At 66.4% G+C, this 13,416-nt stretch carries 14 protein-coding genes and 1 pseudogene; 5 read left to right on the plus strand and 10 right to left on the minus strand.

Translation table 11 applies throughout. The annotated features are described in order from the left end of the window. Nucleotides 1-5 precede the first annotated feature (5 nt). Nucleotides 6-1,349, plus strand: a complete 1,344-nt coding sequence (locus tag AC0IW9_RS24825; RefSeq protein ID WP_471650997.1) for an LLM class flavin-dependent oxidoreductase — start codon at nucleotides 6-8, stop codon at nucleotides 1,347-1,349. Between the two features lie 70 nt (nucleotides 1,350-1,419). Here the strand turns inward: AC0IW9_RS24825 and AC0IW9_RS24830 are convergent, their stop codons facing one another. The 9 genes and pseudogenes from AC0IW9_RS24830 to AC0IW9_RS24870 form a co-directional block, all read right to left on the minus strand. Then, a complete protein-coding gene (locus AC0IW9_RS24830; RefSeq protein ID WP_471650998.1) occupies nucleotides 1,420-2,106 on the minus strand; it encodes an SOS response-associated peptidase in 687 nt (228 codons plus the stop codon). An 83-nt stretch (nucleotides 2,107-2,189) separates the two neighbouring features. Continuing rightward, nucleotides 2,190-3,527 carry a helix-hairpin-helix domain-containing protein gene (locus tag AC0IW9_RS24835; RefSeq protein ID WP_471650999.1) on the minus strand — a complete coding sequence of 446 codons (1,338 nt, stop codon included), beginning with the start codon at nucleotides 3,525-3,527 and terminating at the stop codon, nucleotides 2,190-2,192. 368 nt (nucleotides 3,528-3,895) lie between these two features. Then, the gene (locus AC0IW9_RS24840; protein ID WP_471651000.1) at nucleotides 3,896-4,339 is read right to left on the minus strand and encodes a replication protein RepA; all 444 of its coding nucleotides are present in this window, start codon (nucleotides 4,337-4,339) and stop codon (nucleotides 3,896-3,898) included. 57 nt (nucleotides 4,340-4,396) lie between these two features. Beyond that, nucleotides 4,397-5,131 (minus strand): IS6 family transposase, encoded by a 735-nt coding sequence (locus tag AC0IW9_RS24845; protein ID WP_471651001.1) that lies wholly within the window; start codon nucleotides 5,129-5,131, stop codon nucleotides 4,397-4,399. A gap of 45 nt (nucleotides 5,132-5,176) precedes the next feature. After that, nucleotides 5,177-5,755 (minus strand): annotated as a pseudogene (locus tag AC0IW9_RS24850) (IS5 family transposase); the annotation flags it as partial. A 37-nt stretch (nucleotides 5,756-5,792) separates the two neighbouring features. Beyond that, nucleotides 5,793-6,452, minus strand: coding sequence for a TauD/TfdA dioxygenase family protein (locus tag AC0IW9_RS24855; RefSeq protein ID WP_471651002.1), 660 nt, complete (start codon nucleotides 6,450-6,452; stop codon nucleotides 5,793-5,795). 37 nt (nucleotides 6,453-6,489) lie between these two features. Beyond that, the gene (locus tag AC0IW9_RS24860; RefSeq protein ID WP_471651003.1) at nucleotides 6,490-7,371 is read right to left on the minus strand and encodes a TauD/TfdA dioxygenase family protein; all 882 of its coding nucleotides are present in this window, start codon (nucleotides 7,369-7,371) and stop codon (nucleotides 6,490-6,492) included. Between the two features lie 13 nt (nucleotides 7,372-7,384). Continuing rightward, nucleotides 7,385-8,203 (minus strand): phytanoyl-CoA dioxygenase family protein, encoded by an 819-nt coding sequence (locus tag AC0IW9_RS24865; RefSeq protein WP_471651004.1) that lies wholly within the window; start codon nucleotides 8,201-8,203, stop codon nucleotides 7,385-7,387. 37 nt (nucleotides 8,204-8,240) lie between these two features. Next, the gene (locus tag AC0IW9_RS24870; RefSeq protein ID WP_471651005.1) at nucleotides 8,241-8,987 is read right to left on the minus strand and encodes a GntR family transcriptional regulator; all 747 of its coding nucleotides are present in this window, start codon (nucleotides 8,985-8,987) and stop codon (nucleotides 8,241-8,243) included. Between the two features lie 133 nt (nucleotides 8,988-9,120). On the opposite strand from AC0IW9_RS24870, the gene AC0IW9_RS24875 reads away from it, so the two are divergent. Beyond that, nucleotides 9,121-9,294, plus strand: a complete 174-nt coding sequence (locus AC0IW9_RS24875; RefSeq protein WP_471651006.1) for a hypothetical protein — start codon at nucleotides 9,121-9,123, stop codon at nucleotides 9,292-9,294. Nucleotides 9,295-9,439: 145 nt separating this feature from the next. After that, entirely contained in the window at nucleotides 9,440-10,252 is an 813-nt protein-coding gene (locus AC0IW9_RS24880) for a hypothetical protein (RefSeq protein ID WP_471651007.1), read from the plus strand. A gap of 477 nt (nucleotides 10,253-10,729) precedes the next feature. Here the strand turns inward: AC0IW9_RS24880 and AC0IW9_RS24885 are convergent, their stop codons facing one another. Further along, on the minus strand, nucleotides 10,730-11,632 hold the full coding sequence (locus tag AC0IW9_RS24885) for a DMT family transporter (protein ID WP_471651008.1): 903 nt from the start codon (nucleotides 11,630-11,632) through the stop codon (nucleotides 10,730-10,732). Nucleotides 11,633-11,977: 345 nt separating this feature from the next. Between AC0IW9_RS24885 and AC0IW9_RS24890 the strand changes: the two genes are divergently transcribed. Both AC0IW9_RS24890 and AC0IW9_RS24895 read left to right on the plus strand, forming a co-directional pair. Continuing rightward, entirely contained in the window at nucleotides 11,978-12,919 is a 942-nt protein-coding gene (locus AC0IW9_RS24890; protein WP_471651009.1) for a Bug family tripartite tricarboxylate transporter substrate binding protein, read from the plus strand. A 123-nt stretch (nucleotides 12,920-13,042) separates the two neighbouring features. Next, the gene (locus tag AC0IW9_RS24895) at nucleotides 13,043-13,333 is read left to right on the plus strand and encodes a hypothetical protein (protein ID WP_471651010.1); all 291 of its coding nucleotides are present in this window, start codon (nucleotides 13,043-13,045) and stop codon (nucleotides 13,331-13,333) included. The last annotated feature ends 83 nt before the right edge of the window (nucleotides 13,334-13,416 follow it).

The following is a 13,416-nucleotide window of genomic DNA, read 5'->3' on the forward strand; positions in this document are numbered from 1 at the left end:
GACCGATGGCCAAGCGACAGCTAAACCTCAACCTCTTCATCTACCCGGATGGCCACCACGAGGCCGCCTGGCGCTACCCCGGCGCAGAGATCGGCCGGCTGACGGACATCGGTTGGTTCCAGGGCTTGGCGCAGCAGGCCGAACGAGCCGCCTTTGACGCCATCTTCTTCGCCGATGGCCCGGTGCTGGCCGAGAACATCGAATACGCCCCGCGCTTCCGGCTGGAGCCCATCACCCTGCTGGCTGGCATCGCTGCCGCGACCAGCCGCATCGGGCTGATCGCCACCGCCTCCACCACCTACCATCAGCCCTACAACCTCGCCCGGCTGTTCGCCTCGGTGGATCACCAGAGTCGCGGCCGGGTCGGCTGGAATATCGTCACCACGACCAACGAGGGCGCGGCGCAGAACTTCGGCCTGGAGGCGCATCCCTCCCATGCCGAGCGCTATGCCAGAGCGCAGGAATTCGTCGAGGTGGTAACCGGCCTCTGGGACAGCTGGGAGGATGACGCGGTGCTGGCTGACCCGGTCGCCGGCCGCTATGCCGATCCGACGAAGATCCACCGGCTGGACCATGAAGGCCGCTACTTCAAAGTGCGCGGCCCGCTGAACGCGCCCCGCTCGCCGCAGGGCCGGCCGGTCTATGTCCAGGCGGGCTCCTCGGAAGACGGCCGCGGCTTTGCCGCGCGTTGGGCGGAGGCAATCTTTACTGCCCACCAGACCCTGGCCAGCGCCCAGGAATTCTACCAAGACATTAAGGCGCGCGCCGTCGGGCTGGGTCGCCGGCCGGAGCATATCAAGGTGCTGCCGGGGCTCAGCCCCTTCATCGCAGGAACGGAGGCGGCCGCGAAGCGGCTGCAGCAGGAATTCAACGAGCTGATACAACCTAGCTATTCGCTGCAGCAGCTGCGGCAGATGCTCGGCGTCGACTTCACCGGGCACGACCTCGACGCGCCGTTTCCGCGCCAGTTGATCGCCCCGGACAATGCGCGGGCGGTCGCTAGCCGCTTCCAGGTGGTGCTCGACATCGTCGACCGGGAGAAGCCGACCCTGCGTGGGCTGCTGCACCGGCTGGCCGGGGCACGCGGGCATTTCGTCCTGGCCGGCACGCCGGAGCAGGTGGCCGACCACATCGAGGCTTGGTTCACCCAAGGGGCGGCAGACGGCTTCAACGTCATGCCACCCTGGCTGCCCGGTGGCTTCGATGCCTTCGCCACGGAGGTGGTGCCGCTGCTCCGCCACCGCGGCCTGTTCCGTGAGGCCTATGAGGGCACGACCTTGCGCGACCACTATGACCTGCCGCGACCTGAGAGCATGTTCGCCGCCGGGCGGCGGCGCCTGGCTTCTTGAGTCCGCCAGCATGATGGAAGGATGAGCAGCCTCGCTGGCCGTCGGTCAGGATGTCGATTTTTTGGTCATGTCAAAGTAGCAGGCCAGGAGGCGGAGCGGGGAGTTCCGCTCCGTCCTGCTTCTGGCCCCGGCCGACGACAACCAGAGCGCCGTCGGGTAGCGGCCGCTGCAACGTCAGCGCCTCCTCGGCCGGCGCGGTCAGCCACTGATCGATCTCCTCCGGCGTGGTCAGGATGACCGGCATGGCCTTGGGGTGGACCGCCCCCACCTCGGCATTCGGCTCAGTCGTCAGGAAGCCGAAGAGGTCGTTGGCCGTCTCGCCCTCCTTGAGCTTCCGCACCGAGGTCCAGCGTGTCCAGATCCCGGCAAAGACCGCCAGCGGTCGCGCCTCACCGAAGGCGAACCAGACCGGCGGATGGCTGCCATCCGGCAGGGTCTCGTTCTCCGAGAAGCTGGTGAAGGGCACGACGCAGCGATGCTCGGGACCAAGCCAGCGCCGCCAATGTGGGGACTTCGCCTTGCGGACGTTGGTGACACCGGGGTCGGTCTTGCGGCCCTTCAGCGCGAAGGCCGGCGAGGGCATGCCCCAGCGGGCCATGGCCAGCTCCCGGCCGTCCGGCTGGTTGCGGACGATCGGCGCGGCGTAGTCGGGAAAGACACCCGGCATCGGCGGCAGGTTGCCCGCCCGGTCGGTCATCGCCCTGGTGAACTCGCGGATCGCCTGCTGGCCCTTGTTGATGCTGTAGAGATTGCACATGCTCGGCCGCTCCATCCCGCTTCTCGCAGCGTCAACGCCGGACTTTCGGCCGCGACGGCGTGGGCGATGCGCCCTGGAGACCGCTACCGGAAATCCCGGCTGCCGGGCAGCTTGGCCTTTGGCGCACGCTGGCTCCCGGGCTCCGGCTGGCGGATCTCGTCCGCGCGTCCCAGCGTCCGTTCCGCCAGCTTGACAGCTGCATCCTGCCCGTCCACCGCGACCAGGCCATCCAGCAGGTCGGAGCGGTCGACCAGCCGCCGCACGAGCAGGTGGGTGATCGGTACCTCCGCACGCTCCACCTCCCGCTCGATCCGCCCCTCGGCGACCAGCAGCCGCCCGGCCACCAGTGCCGCCCGGTCCCGGGTGGAGACATCGGTGTAAACCACGAGGTTGCCGACGCCATACTCGTCCTCGACCGTCATAAAGACGATCCCCTTGGCCGAGCCCGGCCGCTGGCGCATCAGCACCAGCCCCGGCAGGCGGATCGAGGACCCCGGCCGCAGGCGGCCGAGCTGCCGGGTATCGCCCAGCCCCAGCCGGTGCAGCGCCGGCCGCAGCAGCGCCAGCGGGTGCTGCCGAAGGGTGAGCCCCATGGACCGGTAGTCCTCGATGACCGTCTCGCCCTCGCTCTGCGGCGGCAGTGCCGCCGCAGGCTCCAGCATCAGCGGCGCCGGCGGGACCAGGGCCGCCGCCGTCGCCGCGGCAAACAGTGGCAGGGTCTGCGGCCCGTTGACGACGCCGCGGGCGTCCCAGCCCGCCCGGCGGCGGTTGGCGCCGGTGCTGGCGAAGGCATCCGCCCCGGCCAGGGCGGCGAGCGCCCGCTGGCCCACCCCGGCCCGCCAGGCGGCCTCCTCGACCGAGGCGAAGGGCGCGCCGTTGCGGGCCTGCCGGGCCGCCAGGATGGCCCGCGCCTCCGCTTCCTGCAGCCCGGCCACCAGCCGCAGCCCGAGCCGCAGCGCCAAGCCGCCGGTGCTGGCCGGTTGCTCCTCCAGGCTGCTGTCCCAGTCGCTGGCATTCACGTCGACCGCCAGGATGGCGACGCCATGCTCCTTGGCATCGCGGACGATCTGCGCCGGGGCGTAGAAGCCCATCGGCTGGCTGTTCAGCAGGGCGCAGGCGAAGACCGCCGGGTGGTGGCACTTCACCCAGGCCGAGGCATAGACGAGGTGGGCGAAGCTGGCGGCATGGCTCTCGGGGAAGCCGTAGCTGCCGAAGCCCTCGATCTGCTGGAACACCCGCTCGGCAAAGCCCCGCTGGTAGCCGCGGCGGACCATGCCGGCGACCAGCCGGTCGCGGTACTGCGCGACGCCGCCGGTCAGCTTGAAGGTCGCCATGGCGCGGCGCACTTGGTCGGCCTCCTCTGGCGTGAAGCCGGCGGCGACGATCGCCAGCCGCATCGCCTGCTCCTGGAACAGCGGCACCCCCCGGTTGGAGACGCTTGACGCAGTCCCGGAAGGCCTCTGCAGAGACGCTCTGGATCAGGCAGAGCTCACAGGGATTGGCAATGGTATCGGTCGCTACGTCGCTGCCTCCTCCTAAGCCTCTATCTGCTTCGTTCAGACTGTCCTGAGTCGTCCACAGAGCAAAGGAGGCCAACTACAGAAAAGCTATAGGAATTTAGCTAATAGGCTTGTGGCACCGATTGCACGCGACCGTGAGCGAGTCGTCGTCACCGATAGCACGCAAACCCCGTCACCGATGGCACGTGGATAAGTCCACTTCTCCACAGGCGTCACCGATTGCACGTGATAGTCTTAGATCCTGATTGCTAGGGCGGCTTAGAGGGACGTCAGGTGTCACCGATTGCACGCGACGGGTCTGAGACGGCTACCAGCCGCTTTCTGACCGGGGGCGGGGATTGGCTGAGGTACATGCCCTTGCCGTCCGTATCGAACCGGGCTTCCGGGTAAACACTTTTCACCTCGCCGAGCTGCTTCAGGAAGAAAGCCCGAAATTGGCGAATGGCCGCATAGCCCTGCCCAAACTGCTCATGCAGGTTCGTCCATGCCACGAACTGCGGCTTGCCCTCCGGAATGCGGTGGAGCCGCTGAGCCAGCCAGCAGTAGATGTCCAAGGCGACCGCCGAGAAAGCCAGAGCGGCTATCGCCCGCTCGTCCAGCGGCACGGCGAAACGGGTCAGGCTGTCGTAATAATCCGTGCTCAAGCGCAGGGTAGACGGCCACAAAACCCGCTGACCGTCACCTTCACCCAGCCACAGGTCGAAGGCGCCCACAACCGGTTCTGTTGCAAAGTCTGTGGTGGGCTGCGACTGGTCCTGGCGGCAGGCAAATCAGGCAGCGACGTCAAACAGCTCGACGACAAAGGTCGCTTGGGCTCGGATATCGCGTCCGCCAACCCTCCGCACCTGCCCCTTCCTCATCATCGCCATCACCTCGTAGCCTGTCAGAGTTCGTCGCGCCGTCCAGAAGCTGCCGAAGCCGAGCCCCGGTCTGGTCAGGCGCTTTATGCGCCGATGGTCCTGCTCCACTATGTTATTGAGGTACTTGATCTGGCGTAGCCGGGAGCGTCGCCACAACTCACCGCCTGCCTTCATCTCCGCCACCGCGCGTGGGTAGGCCGGATTCTTGTCCACCGTGACAGTGCGCGGGTTTACCGTGTGCGGCTGCCCCAGCGCCTTTCCGAAGAAGCGCTTCGCCGCTGCGGTGTCCCGCCTGGCCGAAAGCATGAAGTCGATGGTTTGACCACGGCTGTCCACCGCGCGGTACAGGTAGGTCCAGCGGCCCTTAACCTTCACATAGGTTTCGTCGACCCGCCACGAGCCATCGCTTGGATACAGGTGGGGCCGGATCCGCTTCTCCAGCTCCGGTGCATAGGCCTGGATCCAGCGGAAGATCGTGGTGTGCGCGATGTTGACGCCGCGGTCTTGCAGCATGAGCTCGAGATCGCGGTAGCTGATCGGGAACATCAGGTACCAGCGGACCGCCCAAAGGATCACCTCGGCAGTGAACTGCCGGCCCTTGAAGCTCAGATCCGCCCGAACTTTTGCCAGCCGCCCTTTTGCCATGCCCTAGCTTGGCCGCGATCCCGCCAGACCACAAACATGCAACAGAACCTGCTCGAGCAAGGCGCCGACCTGCGAGCCATCATCGACATCCCTGTCGGTCAGCACCGAGGCGACGATCTGGCCTGTGTCGGCGTCGGTGGCGAGATGCAGCATCTTCCAGGCTCGGCGCCGCTTACTGCCGTGCTTCTCCTCCAGCCACTCACCAGGACCACACAGGCGCAGCCCGGTGCTGTCGACCAGCAGATGCACCGGCTCGCTCCCGCAGCGTGGCCGCGGCACCTCGAGCGTCTCGGCTCGGCGACTGAGGGTAGAGTGGTCCGGCACAGCGAGGTCAAGGCCGAGCAGGTGGAGAATGGAGCCGATTAACCCCTCAGTCTGGCGCAATGCCAGGCGGAACACGGCCCGAAGGGTCAGGGCGGTTGCGATCGCCAGCGCCGAATACTTCGGTTGGCCGCCTCGGCCACTGCGCGCCTCAGCTCGCCAGCCCTCGATCGCCTCGGCCGTAAACCACACGGTGAGGCTGCCGCGGGCGCGCAGGCCAGCATCGTAGTCCGCCCAGTTGGTCACCTTGTGGCGCTGCTTGGGGATGTGGTGCCGGCGGTCGGCATTCGCTTTGAACGGCATGGCAGGCATCCCTCATCATTGAGGGCTCGCCCTCACGTCAGCCTACTCCAAGGCGCCGGAGCTGACGACTCGTGCAACAAGGCGGCACCGAGGTAGAGGGCCGGGCCATGCGCGCCCGCCACCACCATCGGGTGACGCACCGGTGGCCAGTCCGCCCGCTCGGCCTCGGTAACCAGCGCGGGCTCGACGCGAGAGCGCGACTAGCCAAAGTCGTGCACCACCGTCTTGCCTTGTACCGCTCCCGCAGATCCTCCGGCAGTATTGTATAGGCCACGCGCAAGTTGGCGAACTTGGTATTGCCGCCCTCCCTTGGGATCTCGCGCGCCGAGAGCATGGAAGCGCGCGCCGGGACCAGCTTGAAGGAGCTGTCGTGATGCCAGGACTGGTTGGCGCGGTTGTTCAGCACCTGCTTGTCGGTCGGCGGCGCGATCCGCCTGTCGGGGCCGATATTAGTCAGCACGATCAGCTTGCCCCCAGCGCCGTTGGCGCCGGCCCGCGTGGTTTCGAGCGGGCCGAAGCGCTCGCTGAACGCGACCTGCGCGGCGTCGTCGATCGCTTGGTTGTGGAAGACCAGCACCGAGTAGCGCTCAAGAGCCTCGCGGACGCCCGCGAATTCCGCCTCACCCGGCGGACAACTCAGGTCGAGGCCGGTGACCCGGGCCCCGAAGAGCGGACCGATCGGCTGGATTTGCAGCATGCGTGGTCCTCCCGTTTTTCCCGTTGGGCCGCGATCGTCAGGCGGCCTGCTCGAGGGTCGGCCGCGAGTCCTGCAGCGTCACGCGCCGCATGTCGCGCGGGTGCTCGCTGTCCTCGAAGGGACGGGCGCGGTGCAGGGTGCAACGGTTATCCCATATGACCAGATCGTACCGGCGCCAGCTATGGCGATAGACGAATTCGCGCCCTGTGGCGTGCTCCATAAGATCGCGGACCAGGGCCAGCGCCTCCGGCACCGGCCAGCCGCGGATGCGACCGATATGGGAGGAGAGATAGAGCGAGAGCCGGCCCGATCCCGCGTGCCGCCGTACCAGCCGCTGCGGCACAGGTGCGAACCTTGCGCGCTCCTCCTCGGTGAACTCGGTGAAGCCAAGCTGGCCGCGCGAGAAGAGCAACGAGTGCTCGCAGACTAGGTCGCGCAGCTTCGCCTGCGTCCGCTCTGGTAGCGCGTCCCAGGCGGCGCGCATGTCGGCGAACTCGGTTTCCCCGCCTTCAGGCGGTACTAGGCGACCGTGTAGCAGGGAGTATTTCGCCGGCGTTGCCTTGAAGGAGCTGTCACTGTGCCAGAGCCTATTGCCGAGGTTGAACATCCGGCGCCGGTCGTCCGCCGCGAGAAGCTGACCGCGCTCGTCCAGATTCGAGATGTCATTCATCTGCGCATGCTTAAGTCGGCGCTTGTGCACGTCTACGGTGGCTGTCTCGGCCTCCAGTGGCCCGAAGTTCATGCCAAAGGCGATTTGCTGGTCGTCGTCCAGCGCTTGCCCTCGGAAAACGAGAACGGCAAAGCGGTCCATCGCCGCCTCGATCTCGGCCACCACCGCGGGCGGCAGGGGCACGCGGAGGTCAATGCCCTCGACCTCGGCAGCGAAGAGCGGGTGCAGCGGGGTGAAGCGCAGGGCCATGTTGTCCACTCTCCTACTCGGCCGCGACCGGTCGGGCCGGCGCCAGAATGTCGTCGCTCCCGAGCGGCAGCGGCGCCCAGTTGGTCGACCGTACATAGTCCGGCCGTGGGTTCGGCACATCGCCGGGTCGGTTCGCGGTGCGGTTGTAGACGTAATAGATGGCCCAGCGGTCGTGCTGGGATAGGTTGTGACCGGAGGCGTGCAGGATGTTGCAGTGGAAGAAGACCACTGTGCCGGGCGGTCCAATAATTGGCACCGGCTCCGGGCTGCGCTGCATGATGGACAGCAGTTCGGCCTTCGGCACGACCCAGAGCCGGTAGGAGCTGGTGCGGTCGTCCATCTCAGGCTCGAGGTTGCCGACCCTGTGACTGCCAGGGATAAAATAGAGGCAGCCACTCATCTCGGTGGGTTCGTCCAGCATCACCAGCGCCGTCGTCATCTCGGGCTCCGGCACGCCGTCCCGCCGCCAGGAGCCGTAGTCCTGGTGCCACTGCCAGACCGAGCCATCGATGGCCGTCTTCAGGTTGCATTTGGTGTGGTGAATGTAGAGCGCGTCGTCGCCGAGGATCTGCCGCGCCGACCGAAGGAGACGCGAGGCACGCGCCGCAGCGTGGAACACGGGCGAGGCGGTGGGGCCGTCGGCCTCGTGCACGCGGAAGATGGTCTTGGCGACCCCGCCGCTGCGCTCGCGCACAAGGTGATCGGTGTCGATCCCCTGAATACGCTGCAGCTCCTCCTTCATGGCCGCAACCTCGAGCGGCGAGAACAGGCTGGGGAGGATGAGGAAACCGTCGTGCGCGTACTGGTCGCGTTGCGTCAGAGTAAGTTGCAAGGCGTTTCTCCCATGACATACGACTGGCATGCCAGTCTTATGCCAGTGGCGTATCACTAGCAAGGTTGGGCAGCGTTCCTCGCGCGAACGCGATCATGTGGGCCAACAGCCGGTCGGAGGCCAAAGCAGCTGCGGCCTCCTCCGCCGCGGCAACGGCCCGTGCGATGGCGGCATGCAAACGTGCCGCCTCGGCAAGCTCGGCTGACCCACTGTGGTGAAAAAACCAGAAGCGGCGGGAGACCGCATGCAGGGTTGCCACCGCCGCCGCTGCGATCTCGTTCCGCGCTGCCCGACCCAGCGCCTGCCGCAGTTCGCCGTCAATCCGCATGAAGGCACGGACATTCTCGTCTCCCACCACCTCTTCGAGGCGGGACGCGAGCTCCGCGATCGCAATGCGCTCGCGGGCCGTTGCGCGCCGCGCCGCAGCGCGGGCAATCAGGCGGTCCAGCTCGCGGCGCGTCTCCAGCACTTGCAGCTGCTGCCGCAGATCGACTGCCGTCACCACCACTCCACGCCGCGGCAATACCTGCACTAAGTGTTCGCGGGCGAGGCGTTGCAGTGCCTCGCGAACCGGCGTCGTCCCAATGCCGAGCTGTCGGCCGAGAATCGCCTCGGAGACGACGCTGCCGGGGATTAGTTCCAGAGTAACAATCATCTCCTCGAGGCGGCGGTAAGCCTCCTCGGTCAGGGTCGATGCCGTCGCCGTGATCAGAGCAGCCCCGGCCTGCGGTACCGTCGCAGGTCTTTCAGGAGGCGCATGTGTTAGTTCGTCTTGATTGTCCATAGCGCGGCACGATAGCGGGGTGCAGGGTATGTGTCCCTCCACTGATCCAAACTGCCCAACTTGAGTTTGCTCACGTGGGCGGACTGGCAGACGACATTAACGGTACCCTTGTGGACGTAGCGGAGAAAGGCAGATGAAACGCTTCAAGTCAGCAGGCCAGGCGCAGCGCTTCCTCTCCGCCCACGACGGGATCAACAACCTCTTCCACAATCGCCGCGACCACCTCAGCGCCAGCGAGTACCGCGCCGCAAGGGCGCGCGCATTCGAGATGTGGTCCTACATCAGCGGGGTCGCCGCGCGGGCCTGATCACCTTCGGTCCCGCTGCCGCCCAGTCAGCCTTGCTAACTTGAGGTCGGCAAGTTGACGGTGCCGTCTGGAGGAGTACCGCCGCCTCGCCCAGGCCGCTTGGGACCGGCTGCCGCAAGCCCAGCAGGGCCGCGGCGGGACGGTCATGCCGCAAGAGGACGGGCTCGCCCGTTACCGGCTCTTCCCGATCCTGGACCGCTTCGCGGACCAGGCGGGCGATGTCGACCGCCGCATCGCCCTGCGCGAGGCCCAGCTCGAGCATGCGCACGACTACCTCCGCCTGGTCGAGTTCTGCCTGCAGCAGGGGCGTGAGGCGGAGGCAGTCCGCCGCGCCGAGGAGGGGGCCTGGCTGTTCGACGACCTGTCCGGCGAACCGCTGCTGCTCTTCCTCGCCGAGCGGCACCGCACCGCGGGGCAGGCTGCAAAGGCCGAAGCGGTGCTCTGGCCGGGCTTCGAGCGGCGGCCTTCGATGCGCCTCTACGAGGCGATGGTGAAGGGCAAGAAGGCCAGCTCCGCTGCCCGCGCCGCGCTCGCCGATCGAGCGGTCGCCCTCCTTGAGGAGAAGCTCGGCAAGGCGGAGAGGGACCGTTGGCGGGGCGGCGACCTCGCGGGGTTGCTGGTCGAGATCCTGCTACGGGAGCGCCGCCTGCCGGCGGCCTGGGCCGCGGCGCGCCGGCATGGCTGTTCCGACGGGATCTGGCGCGTGCTGGCCGAGGCGAGCGAGAGCGACATGCCCGGCGAGGCGCTTACGGCCTACGAGCGGCTGGTCGAGCAACAGGTGGGGCTCACCAACAAGCACGGCTACACCCAGGCTTGCCACCTCGTGGCCCGGATGGCGCCGCTGCGTGTCGCTCGTGGGGAAGCGGTCCTGCACCGGACCTATATCGCATCCCTGCTGGCGCGGCACCGGGCAAAGCGGAACTTCGTCGCCATGCTGCGCGGCATGGCTTCAGTCTGACTGATCCGGTGAACACCATGTGGCACCGCCCGGGGAAGGCAGAATAGGCTGGCTTGCATCCTCGTACGACAAGCTTGGGGCTGATCATTCGAATCCCCATCGCCGCTCCAGTCGGTCTCCTCACAACCTGTCTCTCCTGACTAAGACACCGCGCTGAGGCGCAGGTTTCTGGCCAATTTCAGCCGTGACCTTGATGGTGCAATATCAGAACGAGACCGGTTTTTCTCTCCGAAATGCCGGAGACTCTCCGGAGCTTGAGGGTGGTCCGATTTAACCCTCAAGCTTTACCGCATTGAGAACGACCGGTTTTCGGGCGGAGTACCGGGTGGTAATTCAGTGTGTCGACCGCCTGTCGGTCGAAGCTGCGAACAGCATCCACGTCTCCGCCCCCAAGCTTTGTCCCTCGCGGAGCCCCGTTAGACCAACCGGGGCGACCTCTACGTCACTTTGCGTCCGGCTGGTGCCACTGGGCGCCGTTCAGCCGACCTGCCGACGCGTCTCCTCCACGATCGGCGGTGGCGCGGACCGTCGGACCACCAAAGCAATCGCGCCCAGCACGCAGGCCAGAGCTGCCACGTCGAAGGGGCCTATCGCGCGCTGCACGAGGAGCGCGCTGCTGGCGACACCAATGCAGGGCACCACCAGTAGCGAGAGGCTGGCGACGCTGGCCTTCAGCCGCCCTACCACGGGGAACCACGCAGCGTAGGCGAGGGCATTGGCAAAGACGATCATGTAGAACAAGCCGAACAGCCCGCGCCCCGCATCCGGGTGCAGGTATGTATGGTCGTACAGCAGCAGCCACACCACGAAGGCCAGCGGCGTTCCCAGCAGCAGCTGCCAGGCCGTGATCAGCAGCACGGGGCTGCGGAAGCGAAGCTTCTTGCTAAGCACCGTGCCGGCGCCAAAGGTGGCGCCCGCCACCAAGCCCAGCGCTACGCCGAGACCGCTCGGGCCATCGGGCCCCATGGTGCCGGCCAGTACCAGCAGCACGGAAGCGAGCCCGAGCCCGAGTGCCATCAGAGTTCGGCGGTCTAGTCGCTCTCCCAGCACCGGCACCGCGAGCAGCGAAGCCCAGAGCGGCATGGTGTAATTCAGGATGGCAGCCTGCCCCGGCCCGACCAGCATCACCCCGGCGATCAGCGCGAAGGGGAAGACCACCATGATCAGCAGGCTGAGCGCGAAGACGCCGCGCCACTCCTCGCGGTGCGGCAGGATGCGGCGGCCCGGAGAACGCAGGCAAAGCAGCAGAAGAAGGATACCGGCGCCGGCGTTGGCCAGCAACCTGGCGGTGATCAGGTCCACCGCCTCCAGCGTCCAGGCCATGAAGGGATAGCTGAGGCCCCAGCAGAGCCAGACGACAACCAGCAACGGCCAAGTCACGCGGCGCGCTCGCCATGTTTATAGCACCACTGTCTGCCCGACACTGCACCGCACTCGTTCGCCATGCCGAACCGCAGCTTCATCTGAGGCAATCGCAAAATGCAATCGTCTGATGCTTGACGGCTATTTCGTGTGCCGGCACGGGAGCTAGCTACCGGTTTTTCCGCCAAAGGAACTACGGCAGCCAGTTGGGCCAAAACGACTGCAGTGCGTTTCATTTGCTTCTCGTTCTGTCCGCCCGCACGACTGCACTACCGCGGCGCTGCAGTGAGATGCTAGCCTGGCCGCAACAAACAATGGGAGGAACATCGTTTGCTGCACCGCCGCGCGCTGCTTGCAACACCCATGCTCGCCGTCCTGCCAATCGCGGGCAGGGCACAGGGGACCTGGCCGGACCGGCCAGTGCGCGTCATTGTCGGCTTCCCGCCCGGGGGCTCACTTGATGTCATGACGCGACTGGCCGCCGAGCAAATGTCGCGGCGCCTCGGCCAGCCTTTTGTGGTGGAGACGCGCACTGGCGCCTCCGGCAATATCGGCGCTGAGGCGCTCGCCCGTGCGACACCTGATGGCTACACCATCGGCACCGTCAGTATGCACAACCTGCTAATCAATCCGCATCTTTTCAAAAGCCTGCCCTATGATCCTGAGCGGGACTTCGCTTGGATCAGCGCGATGTGGGATCTGCCTAATGTTGCGGTGGTGGCTCCCCAACACGTCCCAGCACGGACTCTGCAAGAATTTGCTGACTGGGCGAAGGCACGGCCTGGCCGGATCAGCTTTGGCTCTTCCGGCGTCGGTACCACCATCCACCTCTCGGGCGCCTACTTGGCTGGCCGGGCGGGCTTTGAGGCGCAGCATGTCAGTTTCCGTGGCGGCGCCCAGACGATCCCGTCGCTGCTCTCGGGTGACATCCAATACGCAGTGGACAACCTCGCCTCCTATGTCGGAGTGATTCAGGAAGGCCGGGTACGCGCACTAGCCGTGGCGCTGCCGCAGCGCTGGCCAGCATTGCCAGACGTACCGACTATGACGGAGGCCGGCATACCAGGTTTTGAGGTCTCGCCCTGGCATCTATGGGCGGCGCCACGCGGCACACCGCGGGCGGTGGTGGACCGAATCTCGGTAGAGGTGCGTGCCGCCTGGGCTGATACGGCGCTGCAACAGCGAGCGATCACGATGGGCGCACGACTAACCGGCTCCACGCCCGACGGACTCGCGGCACGCCTAGCCAAGGAAAAGGCTATTTGGGCGGAGATGGTGAAGGTCAGCGGAGCGCAACCAGAATAGAGCGGGTCGCGGAGGGGGGAACGTCCCGCGGCGTAAACCCGCTCCGGGCCTCGCCTGCCAGCAGGATGCTTAATGCAACATTCTTTCGCGTTCTGACTTATTAAAACGGTTTCGGGGCGAACGATGACCGCGGACAGGACCGAGGAGCTACGTGGTGAGGTCGTCGCACTTGAGACAGCGCTCGCGGCTGCCTTTGGTGAAATAGCGGTGTTGCGCGCCGCTATCGAAGGGGGCGGCCTGGACGCCGCGCTGGGTGCCATGGAAGACATGGCTGCTCAACTTGAGGGGTCTGTTCTGCGCGGCGTCGTCGGAGCAGAGGCCTTGGGTCAGACAGCAGCCGCAGCTGGCTTCGAGCGCCGAATGGAACAAATTGCCCATGCGCTTCGCAACGCTATTGCATTCCGTAATCGTTGACCTTCGTACGGCGACGAGGGCGTTTAGCTCATCAGCGGTAGATAGCCCTTATCGTCGATCGGCCAGACGTCGACATGCTCAGG

The organism is Belnapia sp. AC561 (genome assembly GCF_979252845.1).